This is a genomic window from Microbulbifer bruguierae (genome assembly GCF_029869925.1).
Classification (GTDB): domain Bacteria; phylum Pseudomonadota; class Gammaproteobacteria; order Pseudomonadales; family Cellvibrionaceae; genus Microbulbifer; species Microbulbifer bruguierae.
In genome coordinates this window covers 1,028,507-1,044,380 of the sequence record NZ_CP118605.1, presented here as the reverse complement: position 1 = coordinate 1,044,380, position 15,874 = coordinate 1,028,507, and the positions used below count along the sequence as shown (strand labels likewise).

The window sequence follows — 15,874 nt, the reverse complement described above, 5'->3', positions numbered from 1 at the left end:
ATATAGGCACATAAATAAATCCTTTAGTTGTATCAGGTTTCAGAATTTTTACCGAAATCCTAGATTTAACGTCTGAAATGTGTCCCTCTGCTATGCAATGGATTTCCGCTAAAACGCTCTCGGCAGGAGATTCTAGACGCTTGATTGAAACTTGAAATTAACGATTTTGAACATTGGTCCGCCCATAATTTATCCAGCGATTATGTTAGTTAAGATTACCTATAGTAGGAACCTATAACTGTATTGAGGGAATACGTTTGAGACTGCAAATTTCGAGCCTTTTTCAAAGAGTCGACATTTATATGAAACTATAGAGGCCGGTGCCTTTAACGGTTTTAATTTTTCGAAGATATAATCACTTGTTGATGGTTCGGGTAGAGGGGAGAAGAAATCTCCCCCCTCCTCAATAAAAAGCACTAGTCTCTAGACGTTTTTTGTTGGCACTTACCAGCCTGAACCGTAATGGGTCCTAAGCCCGTAGGAGCCGTAGGTCCCGTAGAATCCGTTGTGGTAACCGCTCTGAGTCTGTTGTCCTATCTGATTTACTCCCTGTTTCGCTCCTTCAACAGCGATCGCACCCCAAATGGCTTTAGCTGTTTCTTTGGCGACAACCCATGCATTCCCTCCTGATACACTAGATAATTCATGTTCCTGCAATTCTCTAATTTTCGATTTCATAACTTTTTCCTACTTGGTTCTCGATTAAGAAATAGGCTGATTCGTAAAGTCGGCCAAATTTATCCGCTTCCCTGCAGATTTGGCCGTCTCTGGCCTATGCGCAACGATTACCCGGGTAATGGCAAGCCGATTGATATGGTCGTTAACCAAAGACTCATTCGCCATGTCCAGGTGACTGGTTGCTTCGTCCATGAACAGGATGCGTGGCGCACGATAGAGGGCGCGCGCCAGCACGATTCTTTGCTTCTGGCCTCCACTGAGGCTGGTGCCCATGTCGCCTACTAGGGTGTTGTATTGCATGGGCATTTGCATGATTTCTTTGTGAATGCAGGCCATCTGTGTGCACGTAGTTATACGCTGCAAGTCGATCTCTGGCTCGAAACAGGCGATGTTATCGGCAATAGTGCCGGTCAGCAGTTGGTCGTCCTGCATTACACCTGCGATCTGGTTGCGGTAATGCGGTAGGTGTTTCAGCGGCTGGCCATCGACTAGGATTTCGCCTTCGCTGGGTTCCAGCAGGCCCATCATGCATTTGAGCAGAGTTGTTTTACCGCAGCCACTGGCGCCGACGATGGCAGCAGTTTCGCCGGGTTCGATTGTGAAGTTGAGATTTCGGAAGGTGGGGACTTCGGCTTCACCATAGTGGAAACTGAGGTCGCGGACTTCGATTCTGCCCCTGACGGATTTCGGGGTCGGGCCCCAACTGGCGGGATAGTTACTTGCGTGGTCGGTTTCCTCTGTGGGTGTAAAGACGATATCTGAGAGCCTGTCTAGGTGGAGGCCGAGCATCTTTAGTTCGATCCACTTATTGATCAGGGCGTCCATGGATTCTACGAAGCGAGTTTTGTAGCTTATAAAGGCGTAGAACATGCCTACAGTGAGGGCACTGTCTATCACCGCCGCAGCGGCGAAGTAGATAACCAGCAAGTTCTCAACACCGAACAGAAGCTGGTTGATGACACTGTAGCCAATATTCCATCGCGAGATGCGAATGCCTTTATTGATGGTGTCGGCTAGGCGGTTGTGCCACTGACCTTGACGGTCGTTTTCGCGCTGAAAAAGTTTGACTGTCTGTATGGCGCGTACGGATTCCATAAAGTGGGAGTCGTGCTTTGCCTGGGCCACTATCTGCTCCTCTATGAGCATACGCAAGGGGCGGTACAGGGCCATGCGAAGAGCTGCGTATAGGGCTACTACCGCCAGTACGATCAGAGCAAGCTTTACATCGTAGAAGAACATAGCAGCTAGGGTGATCAAGGCCATGATGCCGTCCACTACCGCCGCCACTAGGCCGGTGGTAAGCAGTTCTCGCACGGATTGAAGGGAACCGAAGCGAGATATTAGGTCGCCCATGTGGCGGGTTGAGAAGTAGCTAATGGGCAGGCGGATCAGGTGGCGGAAGAGGTTGGCGGCCATCTGCATGTTGAGACGGCTGGCGATATGTAGGATGACTAATTCACGGAGAGAATTTGTGCAGGTCTGGATTATAAGTAGCAGCCCGAAGCCAAGTGTCAGGACAAGCAGTAAGTTTTTATCGCTACGCAGGATGACGTCGTCAACTACTGTTTGCATATAGAAAGGGGCGACGACGGCAAACAACTGAAGGAGAAGTGACAGTAGCAATATTTGTATCAGATTGTATCTGAGGCCTGTGATGTGGGACCAGAAGTGACTGAGAGTGAGACGCTTGCGTTGCTCTCCCGTCTGGAATTTATCTGTGGGAGTGAGTTCTAGGGCCACCCCGGTAAAATGGTGGTCAAATTCTTTATAGGTGAGTTGCCGCTCGCCTACCGCAGGATCGTGGATAACGACATATTTTCGCTGTACTTTCTTCAGCAGCACAAAGTGGTTCATATCCCAATGTAAAATACAGGGGGTTTGTAATCTTCCGAGATTTTCCGGTTCCAAGCGCAAGGCACGGGCTGCAAAATTCAGGCGCCCAGCCATATCTATCAACTTCTTGAGGTTGGTGCCGTGATTTGAAATGGTGAAGCGTCTTCGTAGGCACGCCAAGTCGGTATGGTAGCCGTAGTACCCGGCGACCATGGCCAGGCACACCAGGCCGCACTCCGCTGCCTCGGTCTGTAGTACGACCGGTAGACGGCGACCGCCGCCGAAATTAAGTAACTGTTCCGGGCGAGTACATTGATGTCCGGTGGCTTGCTCTACTGCTGTGGGCATTACAGGCGTCCCTTCAGGCTGTAGATGGGATCAAGTAGCCACATAAGTAAGCTTCGCTCAGAAAGTTCAATATCGGCGGAGAGGGTCATGCCAGGTTTTAGCGAAAATTCTTGTCCATATGCCTTTATACTAGGTCGTGCTAATACGGCGGATACACGGTAAACAGGCTCACCTACCGCTATAGGGGCATCACGTAGTTCATCGGGCAGCAGAGCAGAATCGGATATTGAGGTGATTGCCCCCTGATACAAGCCAAATTTTTGGTAGGGGAAGGCGTCGTAACGGATTTTCAGAGCTTGTTCGGGGGCTAGAAAACCTGCTGCACGCACGGGTACCAATAATCTTGCGATCCAATCTCCGCTTTCGGGCACCACTGAAAGTAGTGGTATATCGATTTGTACCTGCTGCCCCTCTCGGGTCTGCAGATTGTGTACCGTCCCAGCCTTTGAGGCCTTGAGTATATATGCGCGTTGCCCGTGCAATTGGGCGATTTTTTGTGCGAGATCGGAAAGGCGTGCGCGCAATTGGTCGGTTTCGTTGGCGTACACCTCAGGCAGCGAAGCCAGCTCGTTCTCCAATTGCTGAATTTGGTTGCGAATTTTTACCTTATTGCGAGCCAAGCTTTGGCTTTCTGTACTGAGCTCCAGCTCTTGGATGACAACTCGTTCCAGCTCAACCGTAGAAATATGTCCTCGTTTTCTAAGTTGATTGTAGCGTTCCGCCTGATCTCTTATTAATCCATGATGCCGGGCTTGTGTGGAAATCTGTTTATCCAGTAATGCCAACTCTTCCTTGCTAGCGGAAATACGCTGTTTTAAATCTCGTTGGCGTTGCTGATTAATTTTTTCGCTGCGTTCGATCTGTTCGCTAAGTAAGCTATTTTGATTTTCGTACTCCGCCTGTAAAACGGCCTCCAAGTGCTTACCATCCGCGAGAATGTGGTCTCGATTCAGGATGATCAGCGGCTGATTTTTTACGACTTTTTCGCCTTCACTAACCAATACTTGCTCAATGATACCTGTGCCTTCGGCGTATACCCGAACCACACCGGAAGTGGGTTCAATCCAGCCAGTTACGGTTTCTTTGCGCGCGTATTGACAGGTTGAAAGCCAAACAATAGTGGCGGTAACCCAAAGAATAATGCCACCAAGGATAATTATATGTGAGAGTTGTGGTGATAGCAGAACGTCACCGTGTAGGCGATCTTCTTGCCATTCCATGGCACTTTTTCGAAATAACCCTTTCATTTCGCTGGTTATTTTCCCTATTAATTTTTTGGTATCTCTATCAGGCAATTAGAGAAGTTTTGATTTATTAATTTTCCGTTTCATATTTTTGTAACACTACCACCCGTCATATAAATATGTAATGCACATACAGGTAGATTGACGCGAATTTTTCTGAATTATTGATTTTTTTTAAAAATTTGTACGGTTGTACTTAGTTGGGCGATATCTGCGTATGTGATAATTTAAGACTGGTTCGTCTTTTTTGTTGCCTTTTTAATGTGAAACGTAAGTTTCAAATAAGTGACGCAGTATTGTAAAAAAAATCGAGCAAAGTTCTTCAAACTACTGATAGGGCTTGCCAATGAGTAATCGATATCGCGCACTGTGGATTTCCGATGTTCACCTGGGCAGCAGAGACAGCGAGCCGCAGCGGCTGGCAGATTTTCTGGCTCAGAACACAGCCGATACCGTGTATCTGGTCGGTGATATTTTTGATATGAAAGCGCTGTCCCAGGGCAAGGGCAGTTGGTGCGAAGCCTCTTCTGTTCTGCTCGGGATGCTCTCTGAACTCAGCAGCTGTACCCGTGACGTGATCTATGTGCCGGGCAATCACGATGCGCCCATGCGCAGTTGGGCCGGTAAACGCCTCGGCAATATTCGCGTCGAACGCGAGTGCACACATACCACCGCTGATGGCAAACGCTTCTGGGTTACCCATGGCGACCAGTTCGAGCACCATATCGAGATCAACCCTGTTAGTTATCACATTGGCGATAACGTTTATTACCTGATGCTGAGACTGAACCGCTGGATAAATTTTTGGCGCAGCCGTTTTGACTTGCCCTGGTGGTCCCTGGCCAACCACGTCAAAAATCGCGTGAACGCAGCGCGCAAGATGATGAACCGGTTTGAGGAAGTCGCTATTCGCGAAACCGGTCGCCGTGGCTTTGACGGTGTCATCTGCGGCCATATCCACCGCGCTGGTATTCGCCACAGCGCCGCTCAGGAATCCGCCGTGACCTACGCCAACTGCGGCGACTGGGTGGATTCGATGACCGCAGTAGTGGAAGAAAGAAGCGGAGCCCTGGATATCCTGCATTGGCACCGCACGCCCAAAATTGCGCGCATCATGACGGAGGCCGTTGCCGCATGATTCAGCTGGATAACCTGTTACAGAAAAATCCGTGGTACAGCGCCGCACCGCAGAGTCCCGCCCGGCGGCTGGTCTCTGCGACGGTTAAAAAAATCTGCTGTGAGCAGCAGATTCAGCAATTCGGTCGCGACTTCCCTCATCTTGGCGGTCTGGATTTTATCCGCCAGGTATTTCGGTCGTTTGACTTTCACTATGACGTGAACCTGGCGGAGTTGGAGCGTATCCCCACCAGTGGCCCGTTAGTGATCGTGTCCAATCATCCCCTCGGCAGTCTCGATGGGCTGGCACTGATCGACCTGGTGGCGCGAGTGCGCAAGGACGTCAAGGCCGTGGCCAGTCAGCTTTTGTGGAATATCGAGCCCCTGCGCAGTTACCTGTTGCCGGTAGACAATTTCAACGGCCGCACCCGCAAGGGGGATGTGGAGGGCATCTATGCCCACCTGCGCAGTGGTGGTGCGATCATCGTGTTTCCCGCCGGTGAGGTATCCCGGCTGACACCGCAAGGGGTTCGCGACGGTCGCTGGAACCCGGGGTTTATCCGTTTCGCCGACAAGACCGGCGCTCCCATACTGCCAATGCAGGTGCGGGGCAGAAACTCACTGTGGTGGTACGGTCTGTCCATGGTCAACAAACCGCTGTCGACGTTGTGGCTGATCCGCGAGATGTTCAAGCAGGTGCGCCGCGGTATCGATATCCGTATCGGTATGCCGGTAGCGCCGGAGCTGTATCGCAGCTGGCCCATGGCGCCGCGCGCACAGGCAAAACTGTGGAAGAAGCAGATCTATCAGCTGCATAAAAATTCGCAGAGCCTGGCGCCGGAACCGGTCGCTGCTGCAGAATCTCCCGCAGATATAGCTGCGGTTCTTGAATGCTGCGAAACCCTTGTTGCTCAAGGTGAATTTGAAGTGAAGCTCTATCGCCAGCGGTCGGATTGCCCGGTAATGCGCGAACTGTCCCGCCTGCGGGAAATTGCCTTTCGCGCGGTGGGTGAGGGCACGGGTAACAGTCGCGACTGGGACGCCTTTGATGCCTATTACGACCACCTGCTGCTGTGGGACAAAGAGCGTCAACAAATGGCGGGTGCATACCGACTGGTGAACACCGACGGCCTGAGCGCGGACAAAATTTACAGCACTACTCTGTTCAACTATTCCGGCTCACCGGAGCAGTGCATGCCTCGCTCCGCGGAGCTGGGGCGCAGTTTCCTGCTACCGGAATACTGGCGCAGCCGCGGACTGGATTTGCTGTGGTGTGGTATTGGCCAGTGGATTGTGCGCAACAATCGCCGCTATCTGTTTGGCCCGGTATCGATGCCGGGAACCTTCTCCCGCCGCGCCAAGTCCGCGATAGTGCGCTTCTTCCTGTACTACTTTTCCACCGACAACCCTCTCGGCAACGCGCGCTTGCCGTTTGTGGAGGCCTGCGAGGACCTGCCCGAGCTTTCCGGTGATACACACGAAGATATGCTGCAGTTGAAGGAAATTCTCAAGGAAGAAGGGGTGGTATTGCCGCCGCTATTCAAGAAGTACACCGCAGTGACTGTGTCCGGGGGCACCAGCTTCCATGCCTTCAATATCGACCCGGATTTCTGTGATTCCGTAGATGGGTTGGTCGTAGTGGATCTGGAAAAAATGGATCCGAAGTTTGCACGGCGGTATCTGGCGGGAAGCTGACTCGGGAAGTGATCACCGGCTGGGGATATCGACGGTTGTATACATCCAGCCGGACCACATGGGATCACGGTATTCCGTATTTATCCGCAAGACGGCCAATATCTTCCTCAGACCGTTTTCTTTGGGTGCATTTGATCAGAAAGCGCTGGCTGACCGTACTGTCGATGTCACCGGGTAATAGCTTCTTTTCTTCCCAACAGCGGTCTCCTTTCTGGAAAAAGGTGCCGTTGTTAGTCGTTAATTCGACATCGCGGGATTCAAACTTCCGTACCCGATTGCGTTCGGTTTCCAGGCGGGTGGACAGACCGGGGTCAAATACCGTGGAGCGGGACTTGGCTCCGTCGTTTGAAGGTGGCGGTGTGAAGCTGTCTCGAGTGGGTTTCGGAGTATTTGCCGTTGAGATGGATGGCGCCGAGGGTTGATCCCGTGATGCCTGGCTAGCTTTATCTGGTACTGCTGGAAACACCTTTGCTCTGGGCTCTCGCTGCGGTTTCAGTATCGCGCTACTTTCTTTCTTCGCGGTCGGTAGAGGTGTCGTTGTCTGCGGAATTTCTGGTGTGACGTCCGGCAGTTTGGTTGGAGTATCAGGCACCTTCGGGGGTGCGTCTAAAGCCGTCAGTGTTACGTCTAACGTCGTCGTCGCAACTGGTGTTTCCTTGTCAGGCGCGACGGGATCCAATGTGACAGGCAGAAAAACCAGGGCCAAGTGTACCGCCAGGGCCACAAGCAGTCCGACAATAAGCGGCCTCGTGTCGCCCAATCTGTCTTGGGACACCGGGATGGTTTCTACAGGAGAATCAGTGACAGGATTACAGGAAGGATACACGAAGTAGGATTGCCGATGGTTTGCTGCCAATGAATGCTGAGCACAACTGTCTGTTTGGATTGTCAGGACGTCACTGAGTTCCCCATACTGGGTTTCTCATGTAGTGCCACCACACTGCAGTCCGGCGCGTCGATATTCGGCGCTTCTTCCCCTGTCTGTTTCCCTGTAGAGTTTTTTTCTTCTGATACGCTTGTGTTTCCTGTTTCAATACTTTCGCACCCGGAATAACAGACATGAATCAGTGGTGGTCGAAAGGGGTACTCGTCTGCCTGTTGCCTGTTTTGGCACAGATCATTTCTATTTGCGCCTGGGCGCAGGAGTCTGCGGAGAGCGAGCCCGGGCCCCATATCGCTGTGCTCGCGATTGACGGCCCCATAGGGCCGGCCACCACCGACTACTTTGTCAGGACCAGTGAAAAGGCGCGTGAACAGGGCGCGCAGCTGTTTATCGTTAACATGGATACTCCCGGCGGCCTGGATGCGGCCACCCGGGATATCATCCAGCATATCCTCGCTTCGGACGTCCCGTTCGTTACCTATGTCACACCCGCCGGTGCCCGGGCTGCCAGCGCCGGCACCTATATCCTTTATGCCAGTCATGTGGCGGCGATGACACCATCTACCACGCTGGGTGCGGCCACGCCGGTGCAGATGGGCGGTATGCCCGGTCAGCAGGAGCCACCGGGGACAGCGCCGGAGCAAACTCCCAGGCATTCAAACGACGACGGGAAGGACGGCGAAAAGGAGGATGGCGAAAGGGAGGATGGCGGCTCCGACGCCCCAGCGGAATCTGAGCCCGGTTCCAGGCGGGGCACACAACCCGGCACAACAATGGAACGCAAGGTCATCAATGACTCTGTCGCCTATATCCGAGGCCTGGCACAGCGTTATGGACGCAATGCGGACTGGGCAGAGAAGGCGGTACGCGATGCGGCGACCCTGACGGCGAAAGAGGCACTGGCAGAAAATGTGGTGGATGTTGTGGCGGAGAATCAGCAGCAGTTGTTACTACAGCTGCCCGGGCGAGAGGTGAGGCTGCGGGAAGGCACCGTCAAGATTGCGGCAGAAACCGCACGCCTGCCGGTAGTGGATTATGCGCCCGACTGGCGCAACAAATTGCTGTCGCTAATCACCAATCCCCAAGTGGCCTACATACTGTTGCTGGTCGGTATCTATGGCCTCATCTTTGAAGGTTACAGTCCGGGCGCCATAGTCCCCGGAGTTGTCGGGATCATCTGCTTGTTACTGGCGTTTTATGCGCTGCAGGTACTGCCGGTCAATTATGCTGGATTAGCGCTGATTGTCGTAGGTGCCCTGCTGATTGCCGCAGAACTGTTTGTGCCAAGCTTCGGTGCCCTGGGCATTGGCGGTGTGGTGGCGCTGGTAATCGGTTCGATCATGCTGATCGATAGCGACGTGCCCGGAATGCGCGTGTCCAAGGGGTTGATTGGCAGTATCGCAGCGGTCAGCGGTCTCGGTTTACTGGGATTGTTGTATGCCGTAGGGCGCAGTCTACACAAACCAAAAATTGCCGCCAATCAGGCGATGATTGGACGTACCGCGGTGGTAACCGAAGTCGAGCCTGAACTGCTGGTGAAAATCGATGGAGAAATCTGGCGCGCGCACTGCGACAACCTGTTGACCGAGGGCCAGCTGGTCCGGGTAGTGGCGGAGAGGGGGCTCAACCTGCAGGTGGAGCCGGAATAGTCCGACGGCTGATATTTTTCATCCTGAAAAATTGATGCTGCGAACAAGGAGGTCTCTATGATCAGTTATTTTGCCAGTCTGCTGTTTCTGGCGGTGGCGCTACTCATTATGTACGCGATCCGTATCCTGCGGGAATACGAGCGTGCGGTGGTGTTTTTTCTCGGGCGTTTTCAGGCGGTAAAAGGACCTGGGTTGATCATCATCATTCCCATTATCCAGACCATGGAGCGGGTGGATTTGCGCACGGTGGTCATGGATGTGCCCACGCAGGATGTGATCAGCAAAGATAATGTCTCGGTAAAGGTGAACGCCGTTGTTTATTACCGGGTAATCGATCCACAGTCCGCGATCATCAACGTGGAAAACTACCACGAAGCGGTGAGTCAGCTTGCACAGACTACGTTGCGCTCGGTGCTGGGAAAACATGAGCTGGATGAGATGCTATCGGAGCGTGACAAGCTCAATGTGGATATCCAGAAAATTCTTGATGAACAGACGGATGCGTGGGGTGTGAAGGTGACCAATGTGGAGATCAAGCATATTGATCTCGACGAGAGCATGATCCGCGCGATTGCCCAGCAGGCGGAGGCGGAGCGGTCCCGAAGGGCCAAAGTGATTCACGCGGAAGGCGAGGCCCAGGCGGCGATGAAACTTACCGAGGCGGCAGACCAGCTGTCGAAAAACCCCAACGCGATTACCCTGCGTTATATGCAGACCTTGATTGATATTGCCGGCGAACAAAATTCCACAATTGTATTCCCGCTGCCGATGGATCTGATCAAGCCGTTGCTGGATGCCGGATCGAATAAAGCGGCGAGCAAGGAGTAAAAAATATCGTGATTTGACTCATGTGAGTCTCGATAGAGCCTTGACGGTGTCATGAAATCGATTGGTATTTTTCTACGTAGTTTCGTGCCCTTGCACTCACGTTTTCATGACTGCGCCCAGGTTTATACAGGTCGCTGCCAATTCCAAAGCCGGCGATGCCGGCCGCATAAAAGTCGTACATGTTGACCAGATTAATGCCGCCAACGGCGAGTAAAGCGCACTCCGGCGGCAGTACCACTTTCAAGTTTTTCACATAGTCAGGGCCGAGACTGATTGCGGGAAACAGTTTGAGATATCGGGCCCCCGCGTTGATTGCGGAAAACGCCTCGGTAGGTGTCTGGATACCGGGCATGCTTACCAGCCCTAATTCAAGACTACGGCGGATTACGGCGGGGTCGCAGTTGGGGGAAACAATCAGCTTGGCTCCGGTTTCGGCGACGGCTTCAACCTGCTTCACAGTGGTCACGGTACCGGCACCACAGCAGGCGCGGTCGCCGAAATACCGCACCAGTTTTGCGATGCTCTGCAACGGCTCGGGTGAATTCAGAGGCACTTCGATGTAATAAAAACCCGCATTGTGGATAGTCTCTGCTACAGGTATCACTTCCTCTGGCGTGATGCCGCGTAAGATTGCCACCAGCGGGAAACGCTGCTCCGAGGGCATAAGTTAATTTTCCTTGTCTCTTGGTCGTTTCCTTACCTACGCTGGCTTAAGATGGGAGTTCTGCCAGCGTCATTTTTTCGCTAAAAATAGCTGTAATGTCTGATTTTTGGAGTCTGCGATGTCAGTGGGATTCCCGTGAGACTTCGTCACCGGAACCGCCCACAAGGAAGTCCAGGTCAGCGCCCTTGTCGGCCTGCAGCACTGTGTCGACGTATAGTCTGGCGTAACCCCGCTGGTAGGTGGGTTCGGGTTTGTTCCGCTGCCACTCTTCAAGGCGCGCCTGCAGTTCCTGATCGGAAATTTTCAGATTGAGGGTGCGGGCCTCGCCGTTGAATTCGATCAGATCGCCGCTGCGCACCACCGCCAGAGGACCGCCGGCGCTGGCTTCCGGGGCCACGTGCAGGATTACCGAGCCAAATGCTGTGCCGCTCATACGGGCGTCGGAAATCCGCAGCATATCCTTGACGCCTTTTTCCAGCAGTTTTTTCGGCAGTGCCATATTGCCCACTTCCGGCATGCCCGGGTAGCCCTTGGGACCGCAACCCTTGAGCACCATGATGCAGTGCTCGTCGATGTCCAGCTCCGGCAGGTCTTTGCGTGCGTGGTAGTCCTCAATGGATTCGAATACAACGGCGCGGCCGGTATGGTTCATCAGTTCGGTGGAGGCGGCGTTGGGTTTGATGATGGCACCCTGGGGGCAGAGGTTGCCGCGCAGCACCCAGATTCCGGAGTTCTCTTTCACCGGGTTGTCCAGGTTGCGGATCACATCGTCGTTGTAGCATTCGACGTTTTCGATTTGTTCGCCCAGGGTTTTACCGCTGACGGTGGTGGCGCTGAGATCCAGATGCGCACCGATTTTTTTTATCACCGCGGGCAGGCCGCCAGCGTAGTGGTAGTCCTCCATCAGGAAGCGGCCAGACGGCATCAGGTCCACAAGCAGCGGCAGGTCGCGGCTGTAGCGGTCGAAGTCTTCCAGTTCCAGGTCGATCTCCAGACGCCCGGCCAGGGCCAGAAGGTGCATGACGGTATTGGTAGAACCGCCGATGGCGGAGTTGACCTTGATGGCGTTGATCAGGGATTCCTTGCGCACGATGTCTTTCATGCGCACATCCTCTTCCACCAGGCGCACGATTTCTCGGCCGGACATATGTGCCATGGCCTGGCGGCGGGCGTCGACCGCAGGGATGGAACCGTTGTAAGGCAGGCACAGGCCCATGGCCTCCACCAGGTTGGAGACGGTGGAGGCAGTGCCCATGGTCATGCACACGCCGCGGGAGCGGGACATAGCGCTTTCGGCGGCAATGAAATCTTCCTGGCTCATTTCCCCGGCGCGCACCGCTTCCGAGAACTTCCACACATCGGTGCCGGAGCCGATATCGCGACCGCGGAATTTGCCGTTCAGCATGGGACCGGAAGACACCACAATAGTGGGCAGGTTGACGCTGGCGGCTCCCATCAGTTGGCCGGGGGTGGTCTTGTCGCAGCCACCCAGCAGCACCACGCCGTCGATGGGGTTGCCGCGAATGGATTCTTCCACGTCCATTGCCAGCAGGTTGCGGAACAGCATGGCGGTGGGGCGCATCTGGGTTTCGCCGAGGCTGGTGACCGGGAATTCCAGCGGTACGCCGCCAGCTTCCCAGATGCCGCGTTTCACGTATTCCGCCATTTCCCGCAAGCCAGAGTTGCAGGGAGTGATTTCAGACCAGGTATTGCAAATGCCAATGATGGGGCGGCCGTCGAAGCAGTGGTCGGGATACCCCTGGGCTTTCATCCACGAGCGGTGGATGAAACCATCTTTGTCCAATTTGCCGTAGCTCAGTTGGCTGCGGCGTGGCTTGCCGGGCTTGTCGTTATTATTGCGCATCAATTTGTTATCTCAATCTCGTTATTGCCGGCATGACGATGTCTCCTTGCAGTACGTCTTTAAAGTCATCGGCTTGTTTCGGGGTTACACACGAAACAGTGCAGCTGGCGCAGATCAGAAATGCCAGGGAAACGGTAGTCCGAGATACGGGATTTGGTCATTGGAAGCGCCATGCTCGGATATGTTTTATGACGGATGTAAGAGGCTGAATCGGCTAATTATTTATTTTATTTATATGATAAATCTAGCCAAGGGTAGCGGGCTTGGTTGTTACAGTCAATTATCATAATAATCCTATGAATCGACATGGCCGAAAAGTTTCAGTACCTTTGTTTGATATCGGTGATTTTTTTATAAATAAGAGGTGGCAACTAATGTCCCGCGAAGAACAGCAGATTGACGATTTTGATCAGGTATTTGCCAGCGGTGAGCTGGAGAAAATCACCCGTTACCGGGATCTCGAAGGTAAAAGGGTGTTTATTACTGGTGGTGGTTCAGGCATCGGTGCTTATTTGACGGCGGCTTTTGCGTTGCAGGGAGCCCGAGTCAGTTTCGTTTCACTGCGTGACCGAGCCGCGGAGCAGCTGTGTAACCAGGTGGAAGCTTGTACGGGTTTGCGTCCTCATTACGCGACTTGTGATATCCGTGATCTGGTGGCGTTGGAATCTTCCATGCAGGCCGCAGTAGCTGAGTTGGGGGGGCTCGATGTGCTGGTAAATAACGCAGCACGAGATACGCGCCATACTATTGACAGTCTGACGCCAGAGCAGTGGGACGAATCAATAAACATCAACTTGCGCCCACAGTTTTTTGCTATGCAGTGGGCCGCGCGGGAAATGGTAAAAGCTGGTGGAGGCAGCATTGTTAACCTTGGTTCAAACTCCGCCAATCTGGCGCTATGCGGTTACCCTGCTTATGTAACTGCGAAAACGGCAATCGTCGGCCTGACGCGTGCCGCGGCACGTGAACTGGGGCAGAAGGGAATTCGTGTAAATGCACTGGTCCCCGGTTGGGTTATGACCGAGCGCCAGAAACGCCTTTGGGTGACTGAAGAGGCGCTGGCGGAGTGCCTTGCCGGACAGAGCCTGAAATTCCCTATTCAGGGCGAAGATCTTGTGGAAGGCGCATTGTTCCTGGCCTCACGTGCGTCGCGAGTAATTACCGGGCAGCAATTGATCGTTGATGGCGGTCGCGTTTGACGACTTGCTTATCGTCTGACTGAAATCTATGAAAATACCGCTGTTTGCCGTTGTTAAAAAGAACGCGGCAACTTCTGTCCAGAAAATGAAAACGCCCCGGAGGTTCAGTTCCTCCGAGGCGCCTGTGGTTTTTATTTTTACCGTTATCCGGACTTATCCAGGATTGCTTATTCTGGCCTTAGCAGCTTCTTGAGTAGAGTGGCGGTGGATCCATCCCAGTCTTGCGGAATATCTCCGTCAATTGCCTGATACACGGCATTGCCGAGTACTTTACCCAGCTCCACACCCCACTGGTCAAACGGGTTGATGTCCAACAGGCATCCAAAGGTAAATACCTTGTGCTCGTACAGAGCCAACAGGCTGCCGAGATGGAAAGGATCGAGTTTTTCCAGGATCAGGGTATTGCTCGGACGGTTGCCGGGGACCACTTTGTGCGGCGCCAGCTGGTGTACCTCTTTGTGTGTGTGGCCGGAGGCTTCCAGTTCCCTGCGTGCTTCGGCCAGGGATTTTCCGCGCAGTAACGCCTGGCTCTGGCTCAGGCAGCAGGACAGCAGCCACTGATGTTGTTCCTTCAGTTCTGACGTCGGTTCCTTGATGGCGACAAAGTCTGCCGGAATCATGTCCGTACCCTGATGCAGCAGCTGGTGGAATGAGTGCTGTCCGTTGCTGCCTTCGGCACCCCAGATCACGGCGCCGCTGGGGTATGGCAGTGGTTCGCCGCCGCGGGTGACGCTTTTGCCGAGACTTTCCATATCCAGTTGCTGTAGCCACGCCGGGAACTTGGCCAGGCGCTGGGCATAGGGGAGAACAGCCAGGCTGCCGGCACCCCAACACTGGCGATACCAGAAGTGGATCAGAGCCATCAGCACGGGCAGGTTCTGTGCAAACTCCGCCTCGGCGAAGTGGGTGTCCATGGCATTAGCGCCTCTGAGGAGCTCGCTGTAGACTTCGAATCCGCAGGCGAGTGCTACCGGGAGACCGATGGCAGACCACAGGGAGTAGCGGCCGCCCACCCAATCCCACATGGGGAAGATGTTCTGCGCGGCAATACCGAAATCCTGGGCCGCGACAATATTACTGCTCACCGCGACAAAGTGCTTTTCCAGCTCAGATACCGCACAGCCTGCGTCGAGTACCCACTGGCGCGCTGACAGGGCGTTCTGGCGGGTTTCCAGCGTGGAGAATGACTTGGAGGCGACGATAAACAGGGTCTCGTCAGCGGGCAGCGGGGCGATGGTATCGCTGAGGTCAGCACCGTCGATATTCGCTACAAAGTGAACCGTCAGGTCCTTGTTGTGCCAGGGGCGCAGTGCTTCCCACACCATACGCGGGCCGAGATCCGAACCACCGATACCGATATTGACAACGTGGCGGATACGCTTGCCGGTGAATCCGGTCCAGGTACCGCTGTGCACCTGCTCGACAAATTTCGCCATTTGCGCGCGGCAATCGGCGACAGCCTGCTCGTGTTCGGTCGTGGGTTCACCCTGAAAACGCAGAGCGGTGTGCAGGGCTGGGCGGTGTTCCGTATTGTTGATATTGGTACCGGAGAGCAGGGCCCCGATCCGGTTTTTCAGTTGCGCGGTATCGGTGTAACCCAGCAGTAGTTGCAGGGTGTCTGTACTGAGCAGGTTTTTACTGAAGTCCAGATAGATACCGGCAGCTTCCGCACTGAATGATTGGGCGCGGTCGGGTGAGGCTGCAAACAGCTCGCGCAGTGACCAGTGTTGCTGGTCTTTGTGTTGTTGCAGTTTGGAGATGGCAGCAGAGAGGGGGAGAGCATCCATGGTCATTAATTGTTCGCTAAATGATTTTATCGGGAAAGACGGAAATTTTAGCGACAAATATGCGGTGCGACCAGTGTAGGAACCGG

The 15,874-nt window shown here is 53.8% G+C and carries 12 protein-coding genes; 5 read left to right on the top strand and 7 right to left on the bottom strand.

Going from position 1 to position 15,874, the window contains the following annotated elements:
• Window positions 1–444: 444 nt before the first annotated feature.
• The 3 genes from PVT68_RS04475 to PVT68_RS04465 are packed head-to-tail and all read right to left on the bottom strand — an operon-like array spanning window position 445 to window position 4,079.
• Window positions 445–678, bottom strand: a complete 234-nt coding sequence (locus PVT68_RS04475; protein WP_280321426.1) for a hypothetical protein — start codon at window positions 676–678, stop codon at window positions 445–447.
• A gap of 24 nt (window positions 679–702) precedes the next feature.
• Window positions 703–2,859 carry a peptidase domain-containing ABC transporter gene (locus tag PVT68_RS04470; RefSeq protein WP_280321424.1) on the bottom strand — a complete coding sequence of 719 codons (2,157 nt, stop codon included), beginning with the start codon at window positions 2,857–2,859 and terminating at the stop codon, window positions 703–705.
• Window positions 2,859–4,079: an HlyD family secretion protein gene (locus PVT68_RS04465; RefSeq protein ID WP_280321423.1), complete on the bottom strand. Its 1,221-nt coding sequence runs from the start codon at window positions 4,077–4,079 to the stop codon at window positions 2,859–2,861. The genes PVT68_RS04470 and PVT68_RS04465 overlap by 1 nt, the downstream gene beginning before the upstream one ends.
• Before the next feature lie 370 nt (window positions 4,080–4,449).
• Here PVT68_RS04465 and PVT68_RS04460 point away from each other — a divergent pair, with 370 nt between their 5' ends.
• A complete protein-coding gene (locus PVT68_RS04460) occupies window positions 4,450–5,241 on the top strand; it encodes a UDP-2,3-diacylglucosamine diphosphatase (protein WP_280321422.1) in 792 nt (263 codons plus the stop codon).
• A complete protein-coding gene (locus PVT68_RS04455; protein WP_280321421.1) occupies window positions 5,238–6,914 on the top strand; it encodes a lysophospholipid acyltransferase family protein in 1,677 nt (558 codons plus the stop codon). The genes PVT68_RS04460 and PVT68_RS04455 overlap by 4 nt, the downstream gene beginning before the upstream one ends.
• A gap of 64 nt (window positions 6,915–6,978) precedes the next feature.
• On the opposite strand, the gene PVT68_RS04450 is transcribed toward PVT68_RS04455, so the two are convergent.
• Window positions 6,979–7,638, bottom strand: a complete 660-nt coding sequence (locus PVT68_RS04450; protein WP_280321420.1) for a hypothetical protein — start codon at window positions 7,636–7,638, stop codon at window positions 6,979–6,981.
• Between the two features lie 335 nt (window positions 7,639–7,973).
• Between PVT68_RS04450 and PVT68_RS04445 the strand changes: the two genes are divergently transcribed.
• Both PVT68_RS04445 and PVT68_RS04440 read left to right on the top strand, forming a co-directional pair.
• A complete protein-coding gene (locus PVT68_RS04445; protein ID WP_280321419.1) occupies window positions 7,974–9,446 on the top strand; it encodes an NfeD family protein in 1,473 nt (490 codons plus the stop codon).
• A gap of 57 nt (window positions 9,447–9,503) precedes the next feature.
• Window positions 9,504–10,274, top strand: coding sequence for a slipin family protein (locus tag PVT68_RS04440; protein WP_280321418.1), 771 nt, complete (start codon window positions 9,504–9,506; stop codon window positions 10,272–10,274).
• A 49-nt stretch (window positions 10,275–10,323) separates the two neighbouring features.
• On the opposite strand, the gene PVT68_RS04435 is transcribed toward PVT68_RS04440, so the two are convergent.
• On the bottom strand, window positions 10,324–10,938 hold the full coding sequence (locus tag PVT68_RS04435) for a 2-dehydro-3-deoxy-6-phosphogalactonate aldolase (RefSeq protein WP_280321417.1): 615 nt from the start codon (window positions 10,936–10,938) through the stop codon (window positions 10,324–10,326).
• A gap of 121 nt (window positions 10,939–11,059) precedes the next feature.
• The gene (locus tag PVT68_RS04430; RefSeq protein ID WP_280321416.1) at window positions 11,060–12,802 is read right to left on the bottom strand and encodes an IlvD/Edd family dehydratase; all 1,743 of its coding nucleotides are present in this window, start codon (window positions 12,800–12,802) and stop codon (window positions 11,060–11,062) included.
• 263 nt (window positions 12,803–13,065) lie between these two features.
• Here PVT68_RS04430 and PVT68_RS04425 point away from each other — a divergent pair, with 263 nt between their 5' ends.
• Window positions 13,066–14,001 carry an SDR family NAD(P)-dependent oxidoreductase gene (locus PVT68_RS04425; RefSeq protein WP_280321415.1) on the top strand — a complete coding sequence of 312 codons (936 nt, stop codon included), beginning with the start codon at window positions 13,066–13,068 and terminating at the stop codon, window positions 13,999–14,001.
• 167 nt (window positions 14,002–14,168) lie between these two features.
• Here PVT68_RS04425 and pgi read toward each other — a convergent pair whose 3' ends face one another.
• Window positions 14,169–15,788: a glucose-6-phosphate isomerase gene (gene pgi / locus PVT68_RS04420; RefSeq protein ID WP_407666139.1), complete on the bottom strand. Its 1,620-nt coding sequence runs from the start codon at window positions 15,786–15,788 to the stop codon at window positions 14,169–14,171.
• Between the last annotated feature and the right edge of the window lie 86 nt (window positions 15,789–15,874).